The organism is Azospirillum sp. P4_B5 (genome assembly GCF_056402275.1).
The window spans coordinates 1-17,608 of sequence record NZ_JBFUHT010000038.1 but is presented as its reverse complement, the minus strand read 5'-3'; the positions used below and the strand labels follow the sequence as shown (position 1 = coordinate 17,608).

14 protein-coding genes are annotated in these 17,608 nt (G+C 68.8%); 5 read left to right on the top strand and 9 right to left on the bottom strand.

Annotation, left to right across the window (positions count from 1 at the left end):
- Window positions 1-11: 11 nt before the first annotated feature.
- The 5 genes from AC1DVI_RS24270 to AC1DVI_RS24250 all read right to left on the bottom strand — a co-directional run bounded on the left by AC1DVI_RS24270 (window position 12) and on the right by AC1DVI_RS24250 (window position 4,418).
- Entirely contained in the window at window positions 12-590 is a 579-nt protein-coding gene (locus AC1DVI_RS24270) for an NAD(P)H-dependent oxidoreductase (protein WP_476960146.1), read from the bottom strand.
- Window positions 587-3,010 carry a phosphoenolpyruvate synthase gene (ppsA, locus tag AC1DVI_RS24265; protein WP_476960145.1) on the bottom strand — a complete coding sequence of 808 codons (2,424 nt, stop codon included), beginning with the start codon at window positions 3,008-3,010 and terminating at the stop codon, window positions 587-589. Before ppsA ends, AC1DVI_RS24270 begins: the two co-directional genes overlap by 4 nt.
- 97 nt (window positions 3,011-3,107) lie before the next feature.
- Window positions 3,108-3,458: an HPF/RaiA family ribosome-associated protein gene (locus tag AC1DVI_RS24260; protein ID WP_476960144.1), complete on the bottom strand. Its 351-nt coding sequence runs from the start codon at window positions 3,456-3,458 to the stop codon at window positions 3,108-3,110.
- 94 nt (window positions 3,459-3,552) lie between these two features.
- Complete coding sequence (locus AC1DVI_RS24255; RefSeq protein ID WP_476960143.1) at window positions 3,553-3,816, bottom strand: hypothetical protein; 264 nt, start codon at window positions 3,814-3,816, stop codon at window positions 3,553-3,555.
- Between the two features lie 203 nt (window positions 3,817-4,019).
- Window positions 4,020-4,418, bottom strand: coding sequence for a RidA family protein (locus AC1DVI_RS24250; protein ID WP_476960142.1), 399 nt, complete (start codon window positions 4,416-4,418; stop codon window positions 4,020-4,022).
- 102 nt (window positions 4,419-4,520) lie between these two features.
- Here AC1DVI_RS24250 and AC1DVI_RS24245 point away from each other — a divergent pair, with 102 nt between their 5' ends.
- The 3 genes from AC1DVI_RS24245 (at window position 4,521) to AC1DVI_RS24235 (ending at window position 6,813) form a co-directional block, all read left to right on the top strand.
- Window positions 4,521-5,429, top strand: a complete 909-nt coding sequence (locus tag AC1DVI_RS24245) for a LysR family transcriptional regulator (protein WP_476960141.1) — start codon at window positions 4,521-4,523, stop codon at window positions 5,427-5,429.
- A gap of 78 nt (window positions 5,430-5,507) precedes the next feature.
- The gene (locus AC1DVI_RS24240) at window positions 5,508-6,224 is read left to right on the top strand and encodes a YoaK family protein (RefSeq protein WP_476960140.1); all 717 of its coding nucleotides are present in this window, start codon (window positions 5,508-5,510) and stop codon (window positions 6,222-6,224) included.
- A 52-nt stretch (window positions 6,225-6,276) separates the two neighbouring features.
- Window positions 6,277-6,813 carry a mismatch-specific DNA-glycosylase gene (locus AC1DVI_RS24235; protein WP_476960139.1) on the top strand — a complete coding sequence of 179 codons (537 nt, stop codon included), beginning with the start codon at window positions 6,277-6,279 and terminating at the stop codon, window positions 6,811-6,813.
- Window positions 6,814-6,853: 40 nt separating this feature from the next.
- On the opposite strand, the gene AC1DVI_RS24230 is transcribed toward AC1DVI_RS24235, so the two are convergent.
- Together AC1DVI_RS24230 and AC1DVI_RS24225 are read right to left on the bottom strand one after the other, a co-directional pair.
- A complete protein-coding gene (locus tag AC1DVI_RS24230) occupies window positions 6,854-7,735 on the bottom strand; it encodes a ParB/RepB/Spo0J family partition protein (RefSeq protein WP_149168311.1) in 882 nt (293 codons plus the stop codon).
- Window positions 7,725-8,744, bottom strand: coding sequence for a ParA family protein (locus AC1DVI_RS24225; protein WP_145678675.1), 1,020 nt, complete (start codon window positions 8,742-8,744; stop codon window positions 7,725-7,727). The genes AC1DVI_RS24230 and AC1DVI_RS24225 overlap by 11 nt, the downstream gene beginning before the upstream one ends.
- Window positions 8,745-9,850: 1,106 nt before the next feature.
- Here AC1DVI_RS24225 and AC1DVI_RS24220 point away from each other — a divergent pair.
- On the top strand, window positions 9,851-10,822 hold the full coding sequence (locus AC1DVI_RS24220; RefSeq protein WP_014197970.1) for a replication protein RepA: 972 nt from the start codon (window positions 9,851-9,853) through the stop codon (window positions 10,820-10,822).
- A 141-nt stretch (window positions 10,823-10,963) separates the two neighbouring features.
- Window positions 10,964-12,199: a trypsin-like serine peptidase gene (locus AC1DVI_RS24215; protein WP_476960138.1), complete on the top strand. Its 1,236-nt coding sequence runs from the start codon at window positions 10,964-10,966 to the stop codon at window positions 12,197-12,199.
- Window positions 12,200-12,286: 87 nt separating this feature from the next.
- Here the strand turns inward: AC1DVI_RS24215 and AC1DVI_RS24210 are convergent, their stop codons facing one another.
- Together AC1DVI_RS24210 and AC1DVI_RS24205 are read right to left on the bottom strand one after the other, a co-directional pair.
- Window positions 12,287-16,054, bottom strand: coding sequence for an AAA family ATPase (locus tag AC1DVI_RS24210; RefSeq protein ID WP_476960137.1), 3,768 nt, complete (start codon window positions 16,052-16,054; stop codon window positions 12,287-12,289).
- The gene (locus tag AC1DVI_RS24205) at window positions 16,054-17,310 is read right to left on the bottom strand and encodes an exonuclease SbcCD subunit D (protein WP_476960136.1); all 1,257 of its coding nucleotides are present in this window, start codon (window positions 17,308-17,310) and stop codon (window positions 16,054-16,056) included. Before AC1DVI_RS24205 ends, AC1DVI_RS24210 begins: the two co-directional genes overlap by 1 nt.
- Between the last annotated feature and the right edge of the window lie 298 nt (window positions 17,311-17,608).

The following is a 17,608-nucleotide window of genomic DNA, read 5'->3' as shown; positions in this document are numbered from 1 at the left end:
TCGGCAGCAGGTCAAAAATGGTTGCGCGCGGCGGCGCGGATGCGGTGGATGCAGTCGTCGATCCGCTCGGGCGTGGTGTTCGGCCCCAGATCGTCGAAATGCACATGCTCGACCACCTTGATGCCGCACAGCCCCATGATCGCGGCGTCCTGCGTGACCTTGAAGGCCTGCATTTCCCCGACCGCTTCCAGATAGTCCAGCGGAGCGCCGGAGCTGGTGACGATCAGTCCCTTGCGCCCGTGCAGCTTGCCCTTGATTTCCTCACCACGCATCTCCCAGGCAAAACCATAGGTGAAGACCCGGTCCACATAGCCCTTGAGCATGGCGGGCATTCCGGCCCACCAGATCGGAAACAGGAACGTGATCGCCTGCGACCCGGCGATGATCTCCTGCTCCCGCCGGATGTCCTCGGGCACCGGCCCCTTGCCGGCCATCTCCTCTTCCGAGAGGACCGGGTTGAAGCCCATGGTGTAGAGGTCGCGCACCTCGACCGAATGTCCGTATTGTTCCAGCTCGTCCACATAGGCCCCCGCGGCCTGCCGGATGAAGCTGCCGGAGCGCGGGTGCGCGAAGACGACGACGTGCTTCATGCTGGATCTCCCGTCTCGGGGTTGCGCGGGGCGCGGCCGAGCCCTCGTTCCAGCTCCACCACGGCGCGCAACGTCCTCAGCACGCTGTCGGGCGTCAGGCTGATGGAGTCGATGCCGAGCCGCACCAGGAACTCGGCGATTTCCGGATAGTCCGAGGGCGCTTGGCCGCAGATTCCGCAGGGCCGGCCGTTGCGCCGCGCGCCTTCCACGGCCTGGCGCAGGAAGGCCAACATGCCGGGATCGCGCTCATCGAAGTCGAAGGCGACCAGCGGGCTGTCACGGTCCACGCCGAGCGTGAGCTGAGTCAGATCGTTCGACCCGATGGAAAAGCCGTCAAAGCGTTGGGCGAACTCGTCCACCAGCAGCACGTTGTTGGGGATCTCGCACATCACGTAAATTTCCAGCCCGTCGCGCCCGCGCTCCAGCCCATGGCGGGCCATGGCGGCGATCACCCGGTCCGCCTCCTCCAGGCGGCGGCAGAAGGGAACCATGACCTTCACGTTGGTCAACCCCATCTCGACACGCACCCGGGCCAGCGCCCGGCATTCCAGCGCGAAGCCCTCCTCGTAGGCAGGATGGGCGTAGCGCGCCGCCCCCCGGAAGCCGAGCATGGGATTCTCCTCGACCGGCTCGAACCACCGCCCGCCGATCAAAGAGGCGTATTCGTTGGTCTTGAAGTCCGACAGGCGAACGATGACCGGGCGCGGGAAGAAGGCTGCGGCAATGGTGCCGATCCCTTCCGACAGACGCTCCACGAAATAGGCGCCGCCGTCGGGATGGCTGCACGTCAGCCGGGCGATGTGGGCGCGCACGTCGGAGTCCTCGACGCGCTCGGGATGGACGAGCGCCATCGGATGCACCTTGATGGCCTCGCTGATGATGAACTCCATGCGCGCCAAGCCAACCCCGTCCACAGGAAGCTGGCCGGTCTGGAAGGCCTGGTCGGGGTTGCCGAGGTTCACCATGATGCGCGTTTGCGGGCGCGGCAGCCGGCTGAGGTCGATGCGCTCCACGCGGAACGGCAGGGCGCCGTCATAGACCTTGCCGGTGTCGCCCTCGGCGCAGGAAACGGTCACCGTTCGGCCGTCGCGCAGGGCCTCCGTCGCGCGCTCGGCCCCGACAACGGCGGGAATGCCCAACTCGCGGGCGACGATGGCGGCGTGGCAGGTGCGGCCGCCCCGGTTGGTGACGATGGCGGCGGCCGTCTTCATAACCGGCTCCCAATCCGGCGACGTGGTGTCGGCCACCAGCACCTCGCCCGGGCGGAAGGCGGACAGCGGGTGGGTGCCGGTCACCAAACGGACGGCCCCGGCGGCCATGCGCCCGCCGACCGCGCGCCCGGAAACGAGCACGGTGCCTTTTCCTTCCGGAACGAAGCTCTCCAGCTCCAGGGCCGAACGCCGGGAGGCCACCGTCTCCGGCCGCGCCTGGACGATGTAGAGGCCGCCGTCCTGCCCGTCCTTGGCCCATTCGATGTCCATGGGCTGGCCGTAATGGTCCTCGATCCGGATGGCCTGTTCGGCAAGCCGCAGCACCTCGTCGTCGGTCAGGCAGAAGTGCTCCCGGTCGGCGCCGGGGGTGGGCACCGTGCGCGTCGGCTCACGCGTGCGGCCGGAGCGGTAAACCATCTTCACCAGCTTCTCGCCCAGGCGCCGCCGCAGCACCGCGCGATGGCCCTGCCGGAAGGTGGGCTTGTGCACATAGAACTCGTCGGGATCGACCGTCCCCTGGACCACCGTTTCCCCCAGCCCATAGGCACCGGTGATGAACACGGCATCCCGGTATCCCGATTCCGTGTCGAGCGTGAACATCACCCCGGCCGAGGCGAGGTCGGAGCGCACCATCTTCTGCACGCCGACCGACAGGGCGACCTTGAAATGGTCGAAGCCCTGGTCGATCCGATAGGAGATGGCGCGGTCGGTGAACAGCGAGGCGTGGCAGCGCCGCACGGCGTCGAGCAGCATCGCCTCGCCTGCCACATTCAGGTAGGTCTCGTGCTGCCCGGCGAAGCTGGCCGTCGGCAGATCCTCGGCGGTGGCGGAGCTGCGCACCGCCACGGTCAGGCCCTCCCCGTATTCGGCCAGCAGCGCGCGGAAGGCCGTGCGCAATTGCGCTTCCATGTCCGGCGTCAGGCCGGCGGCGTAGACGATCTCGCGGGCGCGTGCCCCGGCGCGGGCCAGACGCTCCACATCCGCCTTGTCCAGATCGTCCAGCAGCGCGTGCAGGCCGTCCCAGGCATTGGCGGCGGTCAGCGCGTCGCGGAAAGCGGCAGCGGTCAGGGCGAAGCCGTCCGGCACCTTCACCCCCAGCGGCTTCAAGCGCCGATGGAGTTCGCCGAGCGAGGCGTTCTTCCCGCCCACCAGGGCGACGTCGTCGCGTCCAAGGTCGGAAAACCAGCGGATGTAGGACGTGTCCGGCATGTCGGCCTCCCAGGTGATGACGCCCGCTACGGTGGCGTGGATTCCGACACCGGCCGCTTCGGTGATTGAACTCGGGCGGAAAGCGAAAGCGTGAGGCTCACGACGCCGAATGCGTCTTCACATCCAGCCTGCGGCGGCGCACGTAATCTTCCAGTTCCCGGCGGATGGCGTCGAACGAATCGCGAATGGCGACCTCGGGATCTTCATGGGCATGGTCGGCGGGTTTGGCATGGTGCACGGCCAGTTCTTCTCCTGGAACAGTCAGGTCGATCCGGACGGTGTAAAGCCCGCCCTTGTGGTGGTGCCGATGCGGCGCGTCGATGACCACGTGACAGGCCGTGATGTGCCCGAAGAACCGCTCCAGCTTCGCGGCGCGTTCCCGGACGCATGTCTCCAAAAGGGGCGAGGGTTCCATGTTGTGGAAGGTGATCCGCAGAGGCGGTTGCATGGCGGTCCTCCAGTCGGCGGCCCCATCTCCCGTCGCGGCCCCGTAGGCCGTCGTACCGCCGGGATCATCATTGGGATGCGGGGGTCGCGGAGCCTTAACCTAGGTAAAGGTGCCTCGGCGATATCAGAGGCCGACCTCCGCGCAACGCCCCGGAACGGATGGAGTCGCGGCGGCAATCGGCCCTGGGCAGCACGCCATGGGCGATGGCCATGGCGACCGAGCGGGCGTTCGGCGGGTCGAACGACAGATGGAAGGCGGCGACCATGCGGCTCGCCACGTCGATAGGCACGGTGAGCCCGTGGCGCGTGTGGACAGGCAGGCGCGCGCTCTCAAGGGTCACGATCTCATGGGCGATCAACCCTTCGGTCTCGCCGGGCAGGCGCCGGTGACCGGCCTTCGGTCCGCGCCGCCCCGGGAGCATGGCCCTGACTGCGGGATCTTGTTCGTACGGGGCGAGCCGGCGGTGGAATTGCGGGACGCATCCCGAGCCAAGGCTGACGTGGCATCGACACATCAGCCCCGGTCGGAAGCCCCGGTCGGGAAATCATCACCGATGTTGGATCAGGCAGCCGGAGGAACCCGAGCGATCACCTTGATCTCGAAGTCGAAACCGGCAAGCCAGGTCACTCCGACGGCGGTCCAGTTGGGATAGGGCTTCTCCGGAAACATCCGGTCCTTGACGGACAAGACGGTCTCGAACTGGGCCTCCGGATCGGTGTGGAACGTCGTCACGTCCACGATGTCGTCGAACGTGGCGCCGGCCGCTCTCAGAACCTCGCGAAGGTTGTCGAAAGCACGTTGAACCTGTTTCGCGAAGTCGGGCTCGGGCGAGCCGTCCTCGCGGCCGCCGACCTGCCCGGAGACGAAGAGCAGATCGCCGGATCGGATGGCGGCGGAGTAGCGGTGGATCTCATAGAGCGCCTGCCGACCGGCAGGAAAGAGGGCGTCGCGCTTGGACATCGGTGTCTCCCGTTCGGAATGGACCTGGAGCAGGAGATAGCAGCCAAGGGAATGTGCGATTAGACGTTGAAATCGGCATGAGTTGATGCAAGATCACCATCAATGACGCGCCCCTCCCTGAACGATCTCAGCGCCTTCGTGGCCGTTGCCACCCGTCGCAGCTTCCGCCGCGCGGCGGATGAGCTGGGAACGGCGCCGTCCACGCTGAGCCATGCGATGCGCGGTCTCGAGGATCGGCTGGGCGTTCGGCTCCTCAACCGCACGACCCGCAGCGTCTCGCCGACCGAAGCGGGGCTTGAGTTGCTCGCCCGCCTGAATGTTGCGCTGACGTCCCTGGATGAAGCGCTCGACGCGGTCAACGCCTTTCGCGGCAACGTCGCCGGACGGGTCCGGATCAACGCGCCGCGCGTGGCCGCCGCGGCTCTGGTCCGCGGCGTCCTCCCGCGCATGGTCGAGCGATTTCCCGACGTGACGGTGGACATCGTCGTCGAGGGGCGGTTGATCGACATCGTGTCCGGCGGCTTCGATGCCGGCGTCCGCCTGATCGACTCCATCCCGAAGGACATGATCGCGGTGCCCTTCCCGGACCCGATCGGGTTCGTCTGCGTCGCCTCCCCCGCCTATCTCGCTCGCGCCGGGGAGCCGGCGACGCCGGACGATCTCCAGCACCATCGCTGCATCGGCCACCGCCTTCCGGGCGGCCGGCTGTACCGCTGGGAGTTCGAGCGGGCCGGGCAGGAACTGACGGTCGACGTCAACGGACCGGTGGTTCTCGACGATGAGGAGCTGATGGCGGACGCCGCCGCGCGAGGTCTGGGGATCGCCTATGTGGCGAGTTGGGCCGCCGAAGCCGCCCTCGCGGACGGGCGGTTGCGAACCGTCCTGCCCTCTTGGATGCACAAGCCGGAGCGGGCGGCGGTGTACTACCCCGGACACCGCGCCGTACCGCCGGCCCTGCGGGCGTTTCTCGATGTCGTCAAGACCATGCCGACCGCTCTGGAAACGCATTGATGACCCCACAAACCAGCGGGTCCCCGACGCTTGCGGTCGCCACTATGATGGCGCCCCGTTTGGTTCAGGGGGTAGGGCATGCTGGTCCGGCAGGGTGAACATCGTGGCGTGTCGGCGGACCGCAGCTTGGCCTGGTCGCTGGCGGGCGTCGCCGGCGCCGTCAACGCCGCGGGATTCTACGCCGCCGGCCTCTACTCCTCGCACATGACCGGCACCGTTTCGACCATGGCCGATCATCTGGCGCTGGGCGAGATGGGCGCCTTCGGCATGGCGCTGGCCATCGTGGCGACCTTCATCGCCGGAGCGATGGTGTCGGCGATGCTCATCAACGCCGGGCAGCGCCGCGGCCTGTCGGCGATCTACGCCTACAGCGTCTGCCTCGAAGCCCTTCTGCTCGCCGGGCTCGGCGCCGCCGACGTCTGGCTGCACGAGCTGCGCGGCGCCGCGCTGGTCATGGGGTTGAGCTTCCTGATGGGGTTGCAGAACGCCATCGTCACGCGCATCTCCAACGCCCGCGTCCGCACCACCCACGTCACCGGCATGATCACCGACATCGGGATCGAGTTGGGCAACCTGATCGACGATCTCTACCACCGCAACGGCCGGGATCGGGTCCGGGTGACGCTCGACAAGCTGAGGACGCATCTGCCGACCGTCGGCTCCTTCTTCCTGGGCGGCGTGCTGGGGGTGCTGGGCTACAGCGCCTGGGGCGCCATGCTGTTCGTGACGCTGGCGGCCATCCTCGCCGGCTTCGCCGCCCCGGTGATCCTCGCCGAATGGCGGACGGCGGAGTAGAAGCGTTTCAAATTCAGCGTTGCCGGACGCCGCGTTGGAGTGTTGACGCAACATGACCGAGTCCGAAGGCCCGATCCCCGACATCATCGCCCCTGGCCTGAACGCTTTGTTCGTCGGCTTCAACCCCGGAACGCGCTCCGGCCAGCTCGGCCACAACTACGCGGGGCGTGGCAACCAATTCTGGAAGTTGCTGGCGGAGGCCGGCCTGACGCCGCGCCTGCTGCGCCCGGAGGAGGATCGGCTCCTGCCGGAGTTCGGGCTGGGGTCCACCAACCTCGTGGCGCGGGCGACGCCAGGCGCCGCCGATCTCAGCCGGGCGGAACTGCGCGGCGGCGTGCCGCGGCTGCGCGCCCTGGTCGCGGACGTCCGGCCGCGGGTGATCGCCTACACGGGGAAGGGAGTCTATCTCGCCGCCGCGGATCGCGACCGGGCGGACTGGGGCGTGCAGCCGGACAGCCTGTTCAATGGTCCGGTGGACGTCGTGCTGCCTTCGCCCAGCGGGCTCGCCCGTCTGCCTTTCGCGGAAAAGCTGCGCTGGTTCCGCGAGGTCAGGCGGGTCATCGACGCTGAAGTTGACACCCGCCGCTGACGTCAGCGGGTGTGCGTTACAAATTCAGCGTTGCTGACGGTCAGGCCAGCAGCTCATCGAGAAGGGCGTGGAGACGGCGCAACTCCTGCCATTGCGCCTCACTGAGCTGCTTGCGGTGCGCCCGCAGCTCCCCGGCATCGACGGCGGAGAAGTCCTTGGCGATGCGCTGGACGGCGGAGACGAAACGCACCGCCGGGGCCGGCTGAGCCTTCGCCGCCGCCATGGAATCCGGCTCGCCGCCGCCCATCTGGGCGCGCTTGGCCTCGCGCAACGCCTTGACGGTGCCGCCGTCCTTGATGGTGTCCCACAGCTTCCTCTGCAGGATCGGATCGTCCACCGCGGCGATCTCCGTCAGGATGCTTTTCGGGACGGAACGGTGGCGCGTTTCAAATTCAGCGACGATATCCGCCGGCAGACGCAGCAGTGACAGGGTGCGCGTCACCTCCGCCTGGCTCCGCCCGATCACCTGCCCCAGCGCCTCGTGCGTGTAGTCGTGCCGCTCGATCAGCCGGGCGAAGGCGCGGGCCAGCTCCATGGCGTCGAGGTCGACGCGCTGGATGTTCTCGATCAGCGCCAACTCGTCGGGGTCGCCGTCGGTGACGATGGCGAAAATGGTCTGTCGGCCGGCCAGCCCGCAGGCGCGCAGGCGCCGCTCACCCGCGATCAGCCGGTAGTCGCCGTCGCCGAGATCCTGCACGAGAACCGGCTGTTTCAGCCCGTGGCGGGCGATGGAGTTGGCCAGCTCCTGCAGCGACTGGTCGTCGAAATGGCGGCGCGGCTGGTCGGGATTGGGGTGCACCCGGTCGAGATCGACCTCGATCAGCCGCGGGAAGTCGGCGGAGAGCCCGAACAGCGCGTCCCCGCCGCGCTGCGCCGCCTTGTCGAAAATGCGGGTGCTGGTCCGTTCGAGTTTACGAGACATGGGCGTCTTCCGCAGTCTGGAGGTGGGCGGCCAGTTCGCGCGCCAGTTCGCCGTAGGCCTGGACGCTGTTGGAATTCGGATCGGCTTCGATGGCCGGACGGCCGGCACCCGACGCCTGGGCGAACAGGGTGGCGCGCGGCACCGCGTTCAGAACGCGGGTGCGCCCCTCGTAATGCTCCTGGATCTCGCGCAGGCTGGCCTGATCTTGCGTCAAGCGGGACGAGAACATGGTCGGCAGGATGCCGAAGATGTTCAACGACGGGTTCGAGCGGCGGCGGATCTTGGCGATGGTTTCCAGCAGCAGCGGCACGCCGAGCCCGGCGAACACCTCCGTCTGCACGGGAATCAGCACGAGATCGCTGGCCGCCAGCGCGTTGATGGTGAGAAGGCCGAGGTTGGGCGGGCAGTCGATCACGATGACGTCGTAACGGTTCCGCACCTCCGCCAGCTTCTCCTTGAGGACCAGGGAGTTGTCCGGCTCCGCCACCAGCTCCGTCTCCGCCGCGGCCAGCCCGATGCTGGAGGGGGCGAGCATGACGGCGCCGCCGCACACCGGCTGGAGGATGCTGTCGAAGGACGCCCCGCCGCGCACAACATTATAGATGCCCTTGCGCTGGGTTTCGATCTCGCCGGGGTCGAGCCCCATATGGACGGTGGCGTTGCCCTGGGGATCGCTGTCGAGAAGCATCACCTTCAGGCCCAGCGTCGACAGCGCGTAGGACAGGTTCACCGCTGTCGTCGTCTTGCCGACGCCACCCTTCTGATTCGCCACGGCCACGACGGCCCGCTGCATCTTGGGCATCCCGGTGTTCTGCGGCACGGCGGCCATGCCGCCCTGACCGGCCAGGAACCCGGCGACCTGCTGGGGGATGCGCTCCGCCCCGCTTTCCCACCGGCTGATCCGGGAGCGGTCGTAGCGGCGGTTCAGTGCGCCGTTGAGCCATGTCGCGAAGCTCAACTGATCCTCGGCACGCCGTTCGCGGATGGCGCGCAGTTCTTCCCCGTTCATCGGGCCTCCGACTTTCCCTGTGTGAGGTCCTTTCTTGCAAAATGTGACGCAACTGGTCAAGCCGAAGTGCACCGAATTGCGTCAAATGGCGGCGGGAGCACAGGTCATGCGACGTCGTATGGGACTATGGTCATAGAATTCGAGGGCGTTTGCCGGTCGCTGCGAGCGGTGGAATACCATTCCGGAGTCGAATCGACCGAGAGCCCGTCAAGCCCATTTTCCAAAGCGTTACCAATTCAGCGTTGGCTGCGAGGAGTGGTTTCGATTCGGCCCTTGAATCGCTTGGAGTCTGTCGTTTCAAATTCAGCGTCGTATGTCGATTCGTTGGTTTCCGTCGGCGTTACAAGATCTGCGCGAGACTCGCCGAGTCGGCTAAGCCCTGGAAAGCCTTGGGTTTCCGAGTCGAATGTTACCAATTCAGCGTTGGACCCGAGTCGCCTTTGTATCAAATTCAGCGTCGGGTTCGGTTGACAGTTGACGGTTTTGGACTGGAACCCCCGGCCAGGGACGATGCTCGTTCTGGTGGAGGATTGGGGTCTGGATCACCCTCGAATGCCCGGTTGGCGATTCTCCCACCCCACCGACGTTGCGTTTTCAGCGAAGGGGGTCGCGCCAGCACCCGCGCAACTGGTCTAACCGGAGAATCCTATAGGGACTCATATAGGACATGGTTGCGAGTTCAGCGTGGATAACCGCCTTTCGTGACTCGTCTTCAGCGTGGATGAGCGAGTCCCCGTTGCGACTTCGGCGTCCCCGCCGTTGCGGAGTCAGCGAACCGATCCGGCCGGTTTCGCCCGGTGCGATTCCAACTCAGCGTGGACAAGCCGCTCCGGCTGTGGACAAGCGGCCCATCCGGCGTGGGGTGCTCCGTTGGGGACGCTGATTTTGAAACGCTGGCTTGGCAGATGGTTTGGCGGCTGGCTTGGCGGTTGCCGGCAGGGGACGGAGCGACGGGATCACGAAAGGCCGCTTCGCTGAAGTTGAGTCGGAATCTGCAGCTTCCGTTGCAACTTCAGCGATTCGTGGGATGGACGCGCTTCACAGCCACCACATTTTGTGTTTTCTGAAATGACAGGAACGTGACCGAACGAGGCCGGAGGGGTCCCATGGCGAAAATCCACGAGCAGCTTACCCTGGAGGGATTCGAGGCGGTTCTTGCCCGCACCGAAGACCCCAAGGAGCGCCGCCGTGTGATGATGGCCCATGAAGCGCTGTCCAACGAAATGGACGCGATCGGCTATCTCCATGCCGGCTTCTGCCAAGCCTCCCTGCCGCACCGCAAGCCCAAGGACGAGACCGCCCCCTGGGTGCGCAACAATGGCAAGTACCAGCTCGTCGTCCGCCCCGGCATCCTGCCGCTGCGCGACGGCACGGTCCTGGACGTCGGCGTTCCCTACGGCGCCAAGGCGCGCCTGATCATGATCTACCTGCAGACCGAGGCGCGCAAGACGCGCAGCGCCCACGTCGATCTGGGGCCGAGCATGAGCGCGTGGCTGCGCCGCCTTGGGCTGGCCCCGACGGGCGGCGAGCGCGGGAACTACAAGCCGGTGCGCGAGCAGGTGCTGCGGATCGCCCGTAGCGAATTCACCCTGCGCACCACCACCGGCCCCTCGACGGCGGAAATCTCCGACCAGCGCCTGATCGACGGCATCAAGCTGTGGCGGGACGAGGAGGACACGCCGGACCTGTTCCGCACGGGTGGCGAGTGGGTGCGCTTCGTCCGGCTGACCCAGAGCTTCTTCGAGCATCTGATGGAACACGCCGTCCCGCTGGACGAGCACGCCATCGCCAAGCTGAAGAACTCCGCCCTGGCGCTCGACGCCTATGTGTGGCTGGTCCACCGCCTGCACCGGCTGGACAAGCAGACGGTCGTTCCCTGGCACGCCCTGTCCCAGCATTTCGGCTCGGTCAGCGAGCACCGCGTCCTGGCCTTCCGCCTGAAGGAAGCCCTGAAGGACGTCATGGCCGTCTATCCCGACGCGAACATCGAGCCGACCTCCAAGGGGCTCGTTCTGCGTCCCTCGGCGCCGGCCGTGCCGTCCAACAAGCATCTCGTCCTGCGCCCAGTCCGCGGCTGAGGGGTGCGGTTGTGCGCCGCGGATGAAATGGTCCAGACGCATCGCATCCTGTTGAAAAGCACCGCCCCAGCGTGACATTGTCGATCGGTTGCAACCATCCGGTGCGATGTCGTGCCGGGTGCAGCGGAAGGACCGTTTCCAATGTCCTACAGGGTCGACGACGATTTGTATCCGGCGCGCGCCGTGGTCTCCATCGAGGCCACCTGGGGAAGCCGCACCTACGTCGGCTCAGGCTTCCTGGTCGGTCGGAACGACGTCATCACCGCGTCCCACGTCGTCTACAACGCCGCTCTCGGCGGTAAGCCGAGCAGCCTGAAGATCTATCCGTCCTACAATCCCGGTAAATCGGACAACGTCGCCTACGGCGTTGCAAAATCGCAGTTCTTCACCAATTTTGACCCGGATTCGGACGGCAGGCTCATTGCCGGCGATTTCTACCGGACCACCCAGAGCGGATCGGAGATCGACGTTGCCCTGCTGACCCTGTCCCAGCCGATCGGCGACACCTACGGCCATTTCGGGATCGACTGGAACTTCAGCGGCGGGGCGGTCAACGTCCTGGGCTATCCCACCAAGTACGGGCGGTACGAGACCTTCGACAGCGGCACCGTCCGCCGGTCGAGCGTCGATTCGGTCTACTACATAAACGGGGATCTGGAGATCAATCCCGGGAATTCGGGCGGTCCGATCTTCCATGGTTCCGGAAACAGTTTTTACGCCGTCGGCGTCGTGTCCACCGCCATCGGCGCCACCGCGCTTGGCGGCCACGCCTATTGGCTGAAGGACGCCTTGTCGGCCAATGATTCCTACATCTCGAACGCTCCGCCGACCTCCGAATCGGAGCGGCGCGCCGTGGTGAACAACGGCTCGTCCAGCCGCGACGTGCAGATGGAAGTCTATGTCGGTCCGGTCGCCACGCTGAAGAACCTCTTTCTGGGCACCAAATCCATCGAGATCATCATCAGCAGCGAGGTCGGCGATTTCCTCAACCTTGGCGCCGGCGACGACGCGGCGGACGGCAGGGGCGGCGACGACGTGCTGGATGGCGGCACCGGCTCGAATTTCCTGACCGGCGGTTCCGGCACCGACACATTCTTCCTGGATGGGCGGAGCGGGGGGGTAACCTGGTCCACCATCACCGATTTCGAACCAAACGAGTGGGCTACCGCCTGGGGATGGAAGGAAGGCGTATCGACACTCAGCTGGGCCTCCATGGCGGGCGCCGAGGGGTTCAAGGGCGCCACGGCGCACATCGACTTCGATGGCGACGGCAGCATCGATGGCAGCATCACCTTCACCGGAAAATCCGTTGGTGCGGTCATCACCATGCCGGGGCAGGTCGGCGCCGACAGCTATCTGGCCTTTCGTCTGGCCTGACGCCACTTTCACCACGGAGACACGGAGGGGAGGGCGCGCCTCTGTGCCTCCGTGTCTCCGTGGTGATCCCGCGCCGCCTGAAACGCCTTACAAAGGCAGCAGCAGTTCCCGTTCCGCCGCCGCGTCCGTTGACGGCGCCGCCAGTGTCCCGCGGGTCACCGTCACGGCGCTGCGTCCGCCGCCCTGCGGGGTGACGCGCACCTGCACGCCGATCCGCTCCACCAGCGCCGGGACGTGGCTGATGACGCCCACTTGCCGCCCGGTGGCCTGAAGCGCCTCCAGGCAGGACAGCGCCAGATCCAGGCTGTCGGGGTCCAGCGTGCCGAACCCCTCGTCGATGAACAGCGTGCCAATTCCACCGCCGCCGCCCCCCGCCATGGCCGAGAGGCCGAGCGCCAGGGCCAGCGACACCAGGAACATTTCGCCGCCGGATAGGCTGTGCACGCCGCGCCGCTCGTCGCCCATCTCGCCGTCCACCACCTGGATCTCCAGGTCGGCCCCTCCCACCCGCTCCAGCCGGTAGCGGCGGGCGAGATCCGCCAGATAGCGGTTCGCCTGCACCAGAAGCAGGTCGAGGCTGAGGCTCTGGGCGAAGTTGCGCAGCTTCCGCCCGTCGGCGGAGCCGATGAGCTGGGCCATGGTCGCCCACAACCCCTGCGCCTTGCGCTGCGCCTCCACCCGGTCGAGCACCGCGGCGAGGCGGCCGCGATTCTCCGTGTCGGCGCGCAGCCGGGCCTGGACCTCGCCCAGCCGGCCGCGGGCCTCCTGAAGGCGCCAGCCCGTCTCGGCGACGGCCTTGCCGGCCTCCTCCACGCCGAGCGCGGGGAGTCCGGCGGTGTGGTGCTCCCTCCGCAGTCGCGTCCGCTCCGCCGCCAGAAGCGCCGTCTCGCGCCGCGCCGGCTCGAGGTCGGCCAGCGCCCGCTCCTCGTCGGCCAGCCACTCCTCGTCCCGGACCAGATGGACGCGCGCCTCGTCCACCGTCACGCCGCAACGCTCCGCCGCCGCGGCCAGGGCGTCCGCCGCCGCTTCCGCCTCGGCGGCGCAGCGGCGCGCGGAGTCGCCGCGCGTGGCGACGGTCTGTTCCGCCCCGGACAGCCGGGCCGCCGCGTCCTGCCGGGCGATCGTGGCCTGCTCGACCAGGGCCTCCGCCCGCTGGCAGGCGTCGGCCAGCTCCTTCTTCACCGCGCCCACGGCCCGTCCGTCCAGCAGGGTTGCCCGTGCCGCGCGCCGATCCTCCAGCGCGGCGGCGAGCCCCTCGCACCGCCGCCGCGCCACCTGCTCGGCCTGCCGCGCACCCTCCAACTCCGCCGCCTTGGCGCCGGCTTGCCGCTCCAGGGCCTCGACGTCGCGCAGCGCCTGGGCCAACCCCTCGCGCTGACGGAGGATCTCGGCGACCCGCCCGCCGAGATCCTCGCGGAACGCGTCGGGATCGCGGTCGAGCCGGCTGTGCCAGTTCTCAAGCCCGGCGAAGGGCGGGGCCAGTTCCGCCCGTACCGCCGCCCGCGTGTCCGTTGCCTGATCGCGCCGCGCCATGGCCAGGGATTCGGCGTGGCGGGCGGCGTCCCGCTGGCGGGTCCGCGCCTCGATCGTCCGTTCCGCCTCGGTCAGCGCCGCTTCCCGCTCCCGGCAGGTCTGCACCGCGGCGTCGAGCCGCCCTTTGTGGTCCAGCGCCCTGGCCTCGGCCTGCCCGGCCGTCGCCAGTTCCGCGTCCACGTCGGACAGCCGTCGGGTGACGATCTCCGCGTCCGGTTCGGCGGGAAGTCCGAAGGCCGGCGCCCGCTTCGCCCAGCGCTCCACCGCGGTCGCCCGCTCCACCGCCAGGGTGGCCAGCCGTCCATCCAGGGCCGCGGCCCGCTCGCGCGCCGCATTCGCCGCAGCGCTGTGGGCGCCCTGGTCGGTGGCCAGCCCGGTCACCTCGGCGCGCAGGGCGGTGACGTGGCGCTCCTGATCTTGGGCAAGCCGGTCGAGCGGGGTGTGCCCGCCTCCCCAGGGATGCTCCGTGGCACCGCAGACCGGACAGGCCTCGCCCTCCGCCAGCTGAGCACGCAGCGACGCCACATCCTCTCGGCGGGCGAGGCGCAAGCGATGCAGGGCGGCGTCCGCCTCCTCCAACGCCGCCCGGCGCTGGTCCAGCCGTGCTTTGGTCTCAGCCGCACGGGTCTCCCCGTCCGCGGCGGCGGTGCGCTGCTGCTCGCGCTCCGCTTTGGCGTCCGCGTCGTCTGCGGCCAGCCTTGCGGTCTGCTCCGCCAATTGAGCCAGGACGAACAGACCGTCGCGGCGCTCCGCCAGCGCCGTGCGGCGCCCGCGCAGGGTGTCCAGCGACTCCACCGCCTCGGCCTTCAGCGCGGATAGCGTCCGCTCCGCCGCGTCCCGCCGCGCGGCGGCGTCCAGACGGACGGTGGACAGACGGGCCAGCTCCGCCTCGTGGGCCGCAGCCTCCGCGGCAGTGCGGCGGGCCTCCGCCTCCGCTTCCCGCATCGCCCTTGCCGAGTCGCGGTGGCGCAGCAGCAGCGCGTCCCAGCGCGCCCACTGATCGGCCACCGGCAGCAGCGCCGTCTGGCCAGCCAGCCAGCCCTCCCGCTCCGCCGAGTCGGTGCGCGCCTGCTCAAGTGCTGTCCGGATGGCGACCCAGCTCTCTCCGATCCCCCTCGCGTCCGCCTCCGCCGTCGCGGCATCGGCGAGCGCTCCAGCCTGTTGGCCGGCCAGCGCGGCGATCTCGGCGTCCAGGGCGGCGGCCTGTTCCAGTTCCGGCTCGGCAGCGTCGATGGCGCCGCGGGCCGTCTCGTAGGTACCGCGCACCTCACGATGACGGGCCTCGGCCTGGACCAGCCGGTCCTGCGCTTCGGTCACCGTGGCGTGGGCGCGGGCCAGAGCCTCTCCAGCCTCCGACGCTGCCGCGGCGCAACGGTCCGCTTCGGTCAATCGCACCCGCAAGGGCTGGAGGCGGCGCAGCAGCGCGGCTTCCTCCCGCCGCGCCGCGGCCTCCCGCCAGACCCCTTCGGCCCGCGCGCTCGCCGCGGCGGCGTCCGCCTCCGCCTTGGCCAGTCGGGCGTCCTGCTCGTGCCAGGCGACGGCGGCCCGGGCCTGCTCGAACGCCGTTTCCTCCCGCCGGACCGCCTCGGCCGCCGCACCGGCCTCGATGTCCAGGGCGGCGCGCGCGTCGTCGGTCAGCACGCCAATGCCCGCGCATTGCGCCTCCAGCGCCTCCAGCGCCCGCTGCTCCTCCCGGGAGCGCTCATGCGCGGCGACGGAGATGCGGGAGTAAATCTCGGTGCCGGTCAGCAGCTCCAGCAGGGCGGAGCGCTCGGTCGCCGGAGCCTTGAGGAAGTTGGCGAAATCGCCCTGGGCCAGCAGGACGGCGCGGCGGAACTGCTCGAAGCTCAGCCCCAGCCGGGTGGAAATCTCGTCCAGCACGCTGGTCTTGCCGTCGCCCAGCCGCTTGCCGTCGGCAAGCGCGGTCAGGCTCATCGTCTGCTTCTGCAACTGGCCGCGCGCGTTCTGCCGCGCCCGCCGCAGCTCCCAGCGCGCCCGGTAGACGGCGCCGTCGATCCCGGCGAAATCGACCTCGGCCCAGCCGGACCCGGCGCCGCGGCGCAAGACGCTGCGCACGTCGGTGGTGCTGATCGCATCGGTGTCCCCGCTGGCGCCCAGCGTCACGCCGCGCCCGTCCGGCAGCCGGGGCATGCGGTCGAACAAAGCGAGGCACAGCGCGTCCAGGATCGTGCTCTTTCCCGCGCCGGTCGGTCCGGTGATGGCGAACAGGCCGGCGTGGCGCAGCGGCCCGTCGGCCAGCTCCACCGCGAAGGTCCCGTCCAGGCTGGCCAGATTGCCGCCGCGAATCGCCAGAATACGCATCACGCACCCTCCTGAACGGTCGCGACCAGCTCGTGGAAGGCGGCGAGCAAGGCCGGCTCCGGCTCGCCCTCGTGATGGCGGCGGTAGAGCCGCAGGAACACATCCTCCGGCGCAAGGTCCGCCAGATCGGCCAGCGGTACGGATTCGGCCAGCGCCTCGCCGCTGCCGGTCAGGCGCAGGGCCAGCTTGACCAGCCGCGCCGGGCGCCCGGCCAGCGCCGCGACCACCTCCTCGCGCAGGGCGGGGCGGGGCGTCGGCAATTCCACCGAGACCTCGACATAAGGCCATGCTTCGCGCGGCAACTCCTCGTCCAGCTCCAGCGCGGCCAGCGCCGCCAGCGCGTCCTCCGGCGCCGCGAATCGCCCGCCGCCGGGGACCCGCCGGATGGCGACGAAGCGGGGCACCCGCAGCGATTCGACATTGGCCAGCCGCCCCTCCGCGAAGTCGGCCAGCACCACCTGATGCGGGTAGGGCTCCTCGTCCACCGCCAGCGGAAGGGGGGAGCCGCTGTAACGCACCGATTCGCGCGCCCCCACCGCCTGCGCCCGGTGCAGGTGGCCGAGCGCCACATAGGCCGCGTCCTCCGGGAAGACGTCCACCGGCAGCGCGTGCTGGTTGCCGCCGAGGATCTTGCGCTCGCTGAGTTCGGACAGCGCGCCGTCGCGCATGTAGCAATGGCCGGTGAGGATCAGCGCCTCGCCGGGCCGCAGCGCGCGCCGCCCGGCCTCCGCCGCGTCGGCATAGACCCGGCGCACCCCCTCGACCAGCGGGTCGGCACCCGCCGCGATCTCCCCCTCGCTCAGCGGCGGCAGGTCGGCGGGACGGAGGTAAGGCAGCGCGACGCAGCGCGCGGCAACCGTTCCGTCGCGGTCGGTCAGCGGAACCACCAGCCCGTCCGGCGCGAAGGCGCCATCCCCGCCCACCGGCGGGGCGCCGACCACCCGTACCCCCATTTCCGTCAGCAGCGGCGAGGGCGCCTCCAGCCGGCTGCCGCTGTCGTGATTGCCGGCGACCACCACGATGTCCAACCCTGGGCAGCGCGCCTTGGCCCTCGACAGGAACCGGTAGAACAGGCCGAGCGCGGGGATCGGCGGATTCTGCCCGTCGAACACATCGCCGGCGATGATCAGCGCGTCGACGGCTTGATCCTCAAGCCGGTCGAGAAGCCAGTCAAGGAATCGCGCATGCTCGTGCTCGCGCGCGAAGCCGTGCAGAGTTTGCCCGAGATGCCAATCGGCGGTGTGGAGAAGGCGCATGGAGGGAAACGGGTCCATCGGAAAGGGGACCGGCATTCTACGAAAGGGCGGCGACGAAGGCGCCGTGTGAAAAAGGCAGCGGAGAAAAATCGCCGGGGGTCGAAAAAAGTGCTTGCCACCCCCGGGACACCACGCATATAAAGCGCCTCCCGACGCGGTGGCCGCCAACGAGGCGCCGACGGGTCGGGACACAAAGACATTCTGGCCCTGGCGGCCCGCTCCTCGAAGGGGCTGGGCGCGGGGTATTGCGGTTCTCCTGGAGCCGCGGGATCTTGGATATCGTTGATACCGTGTTGTG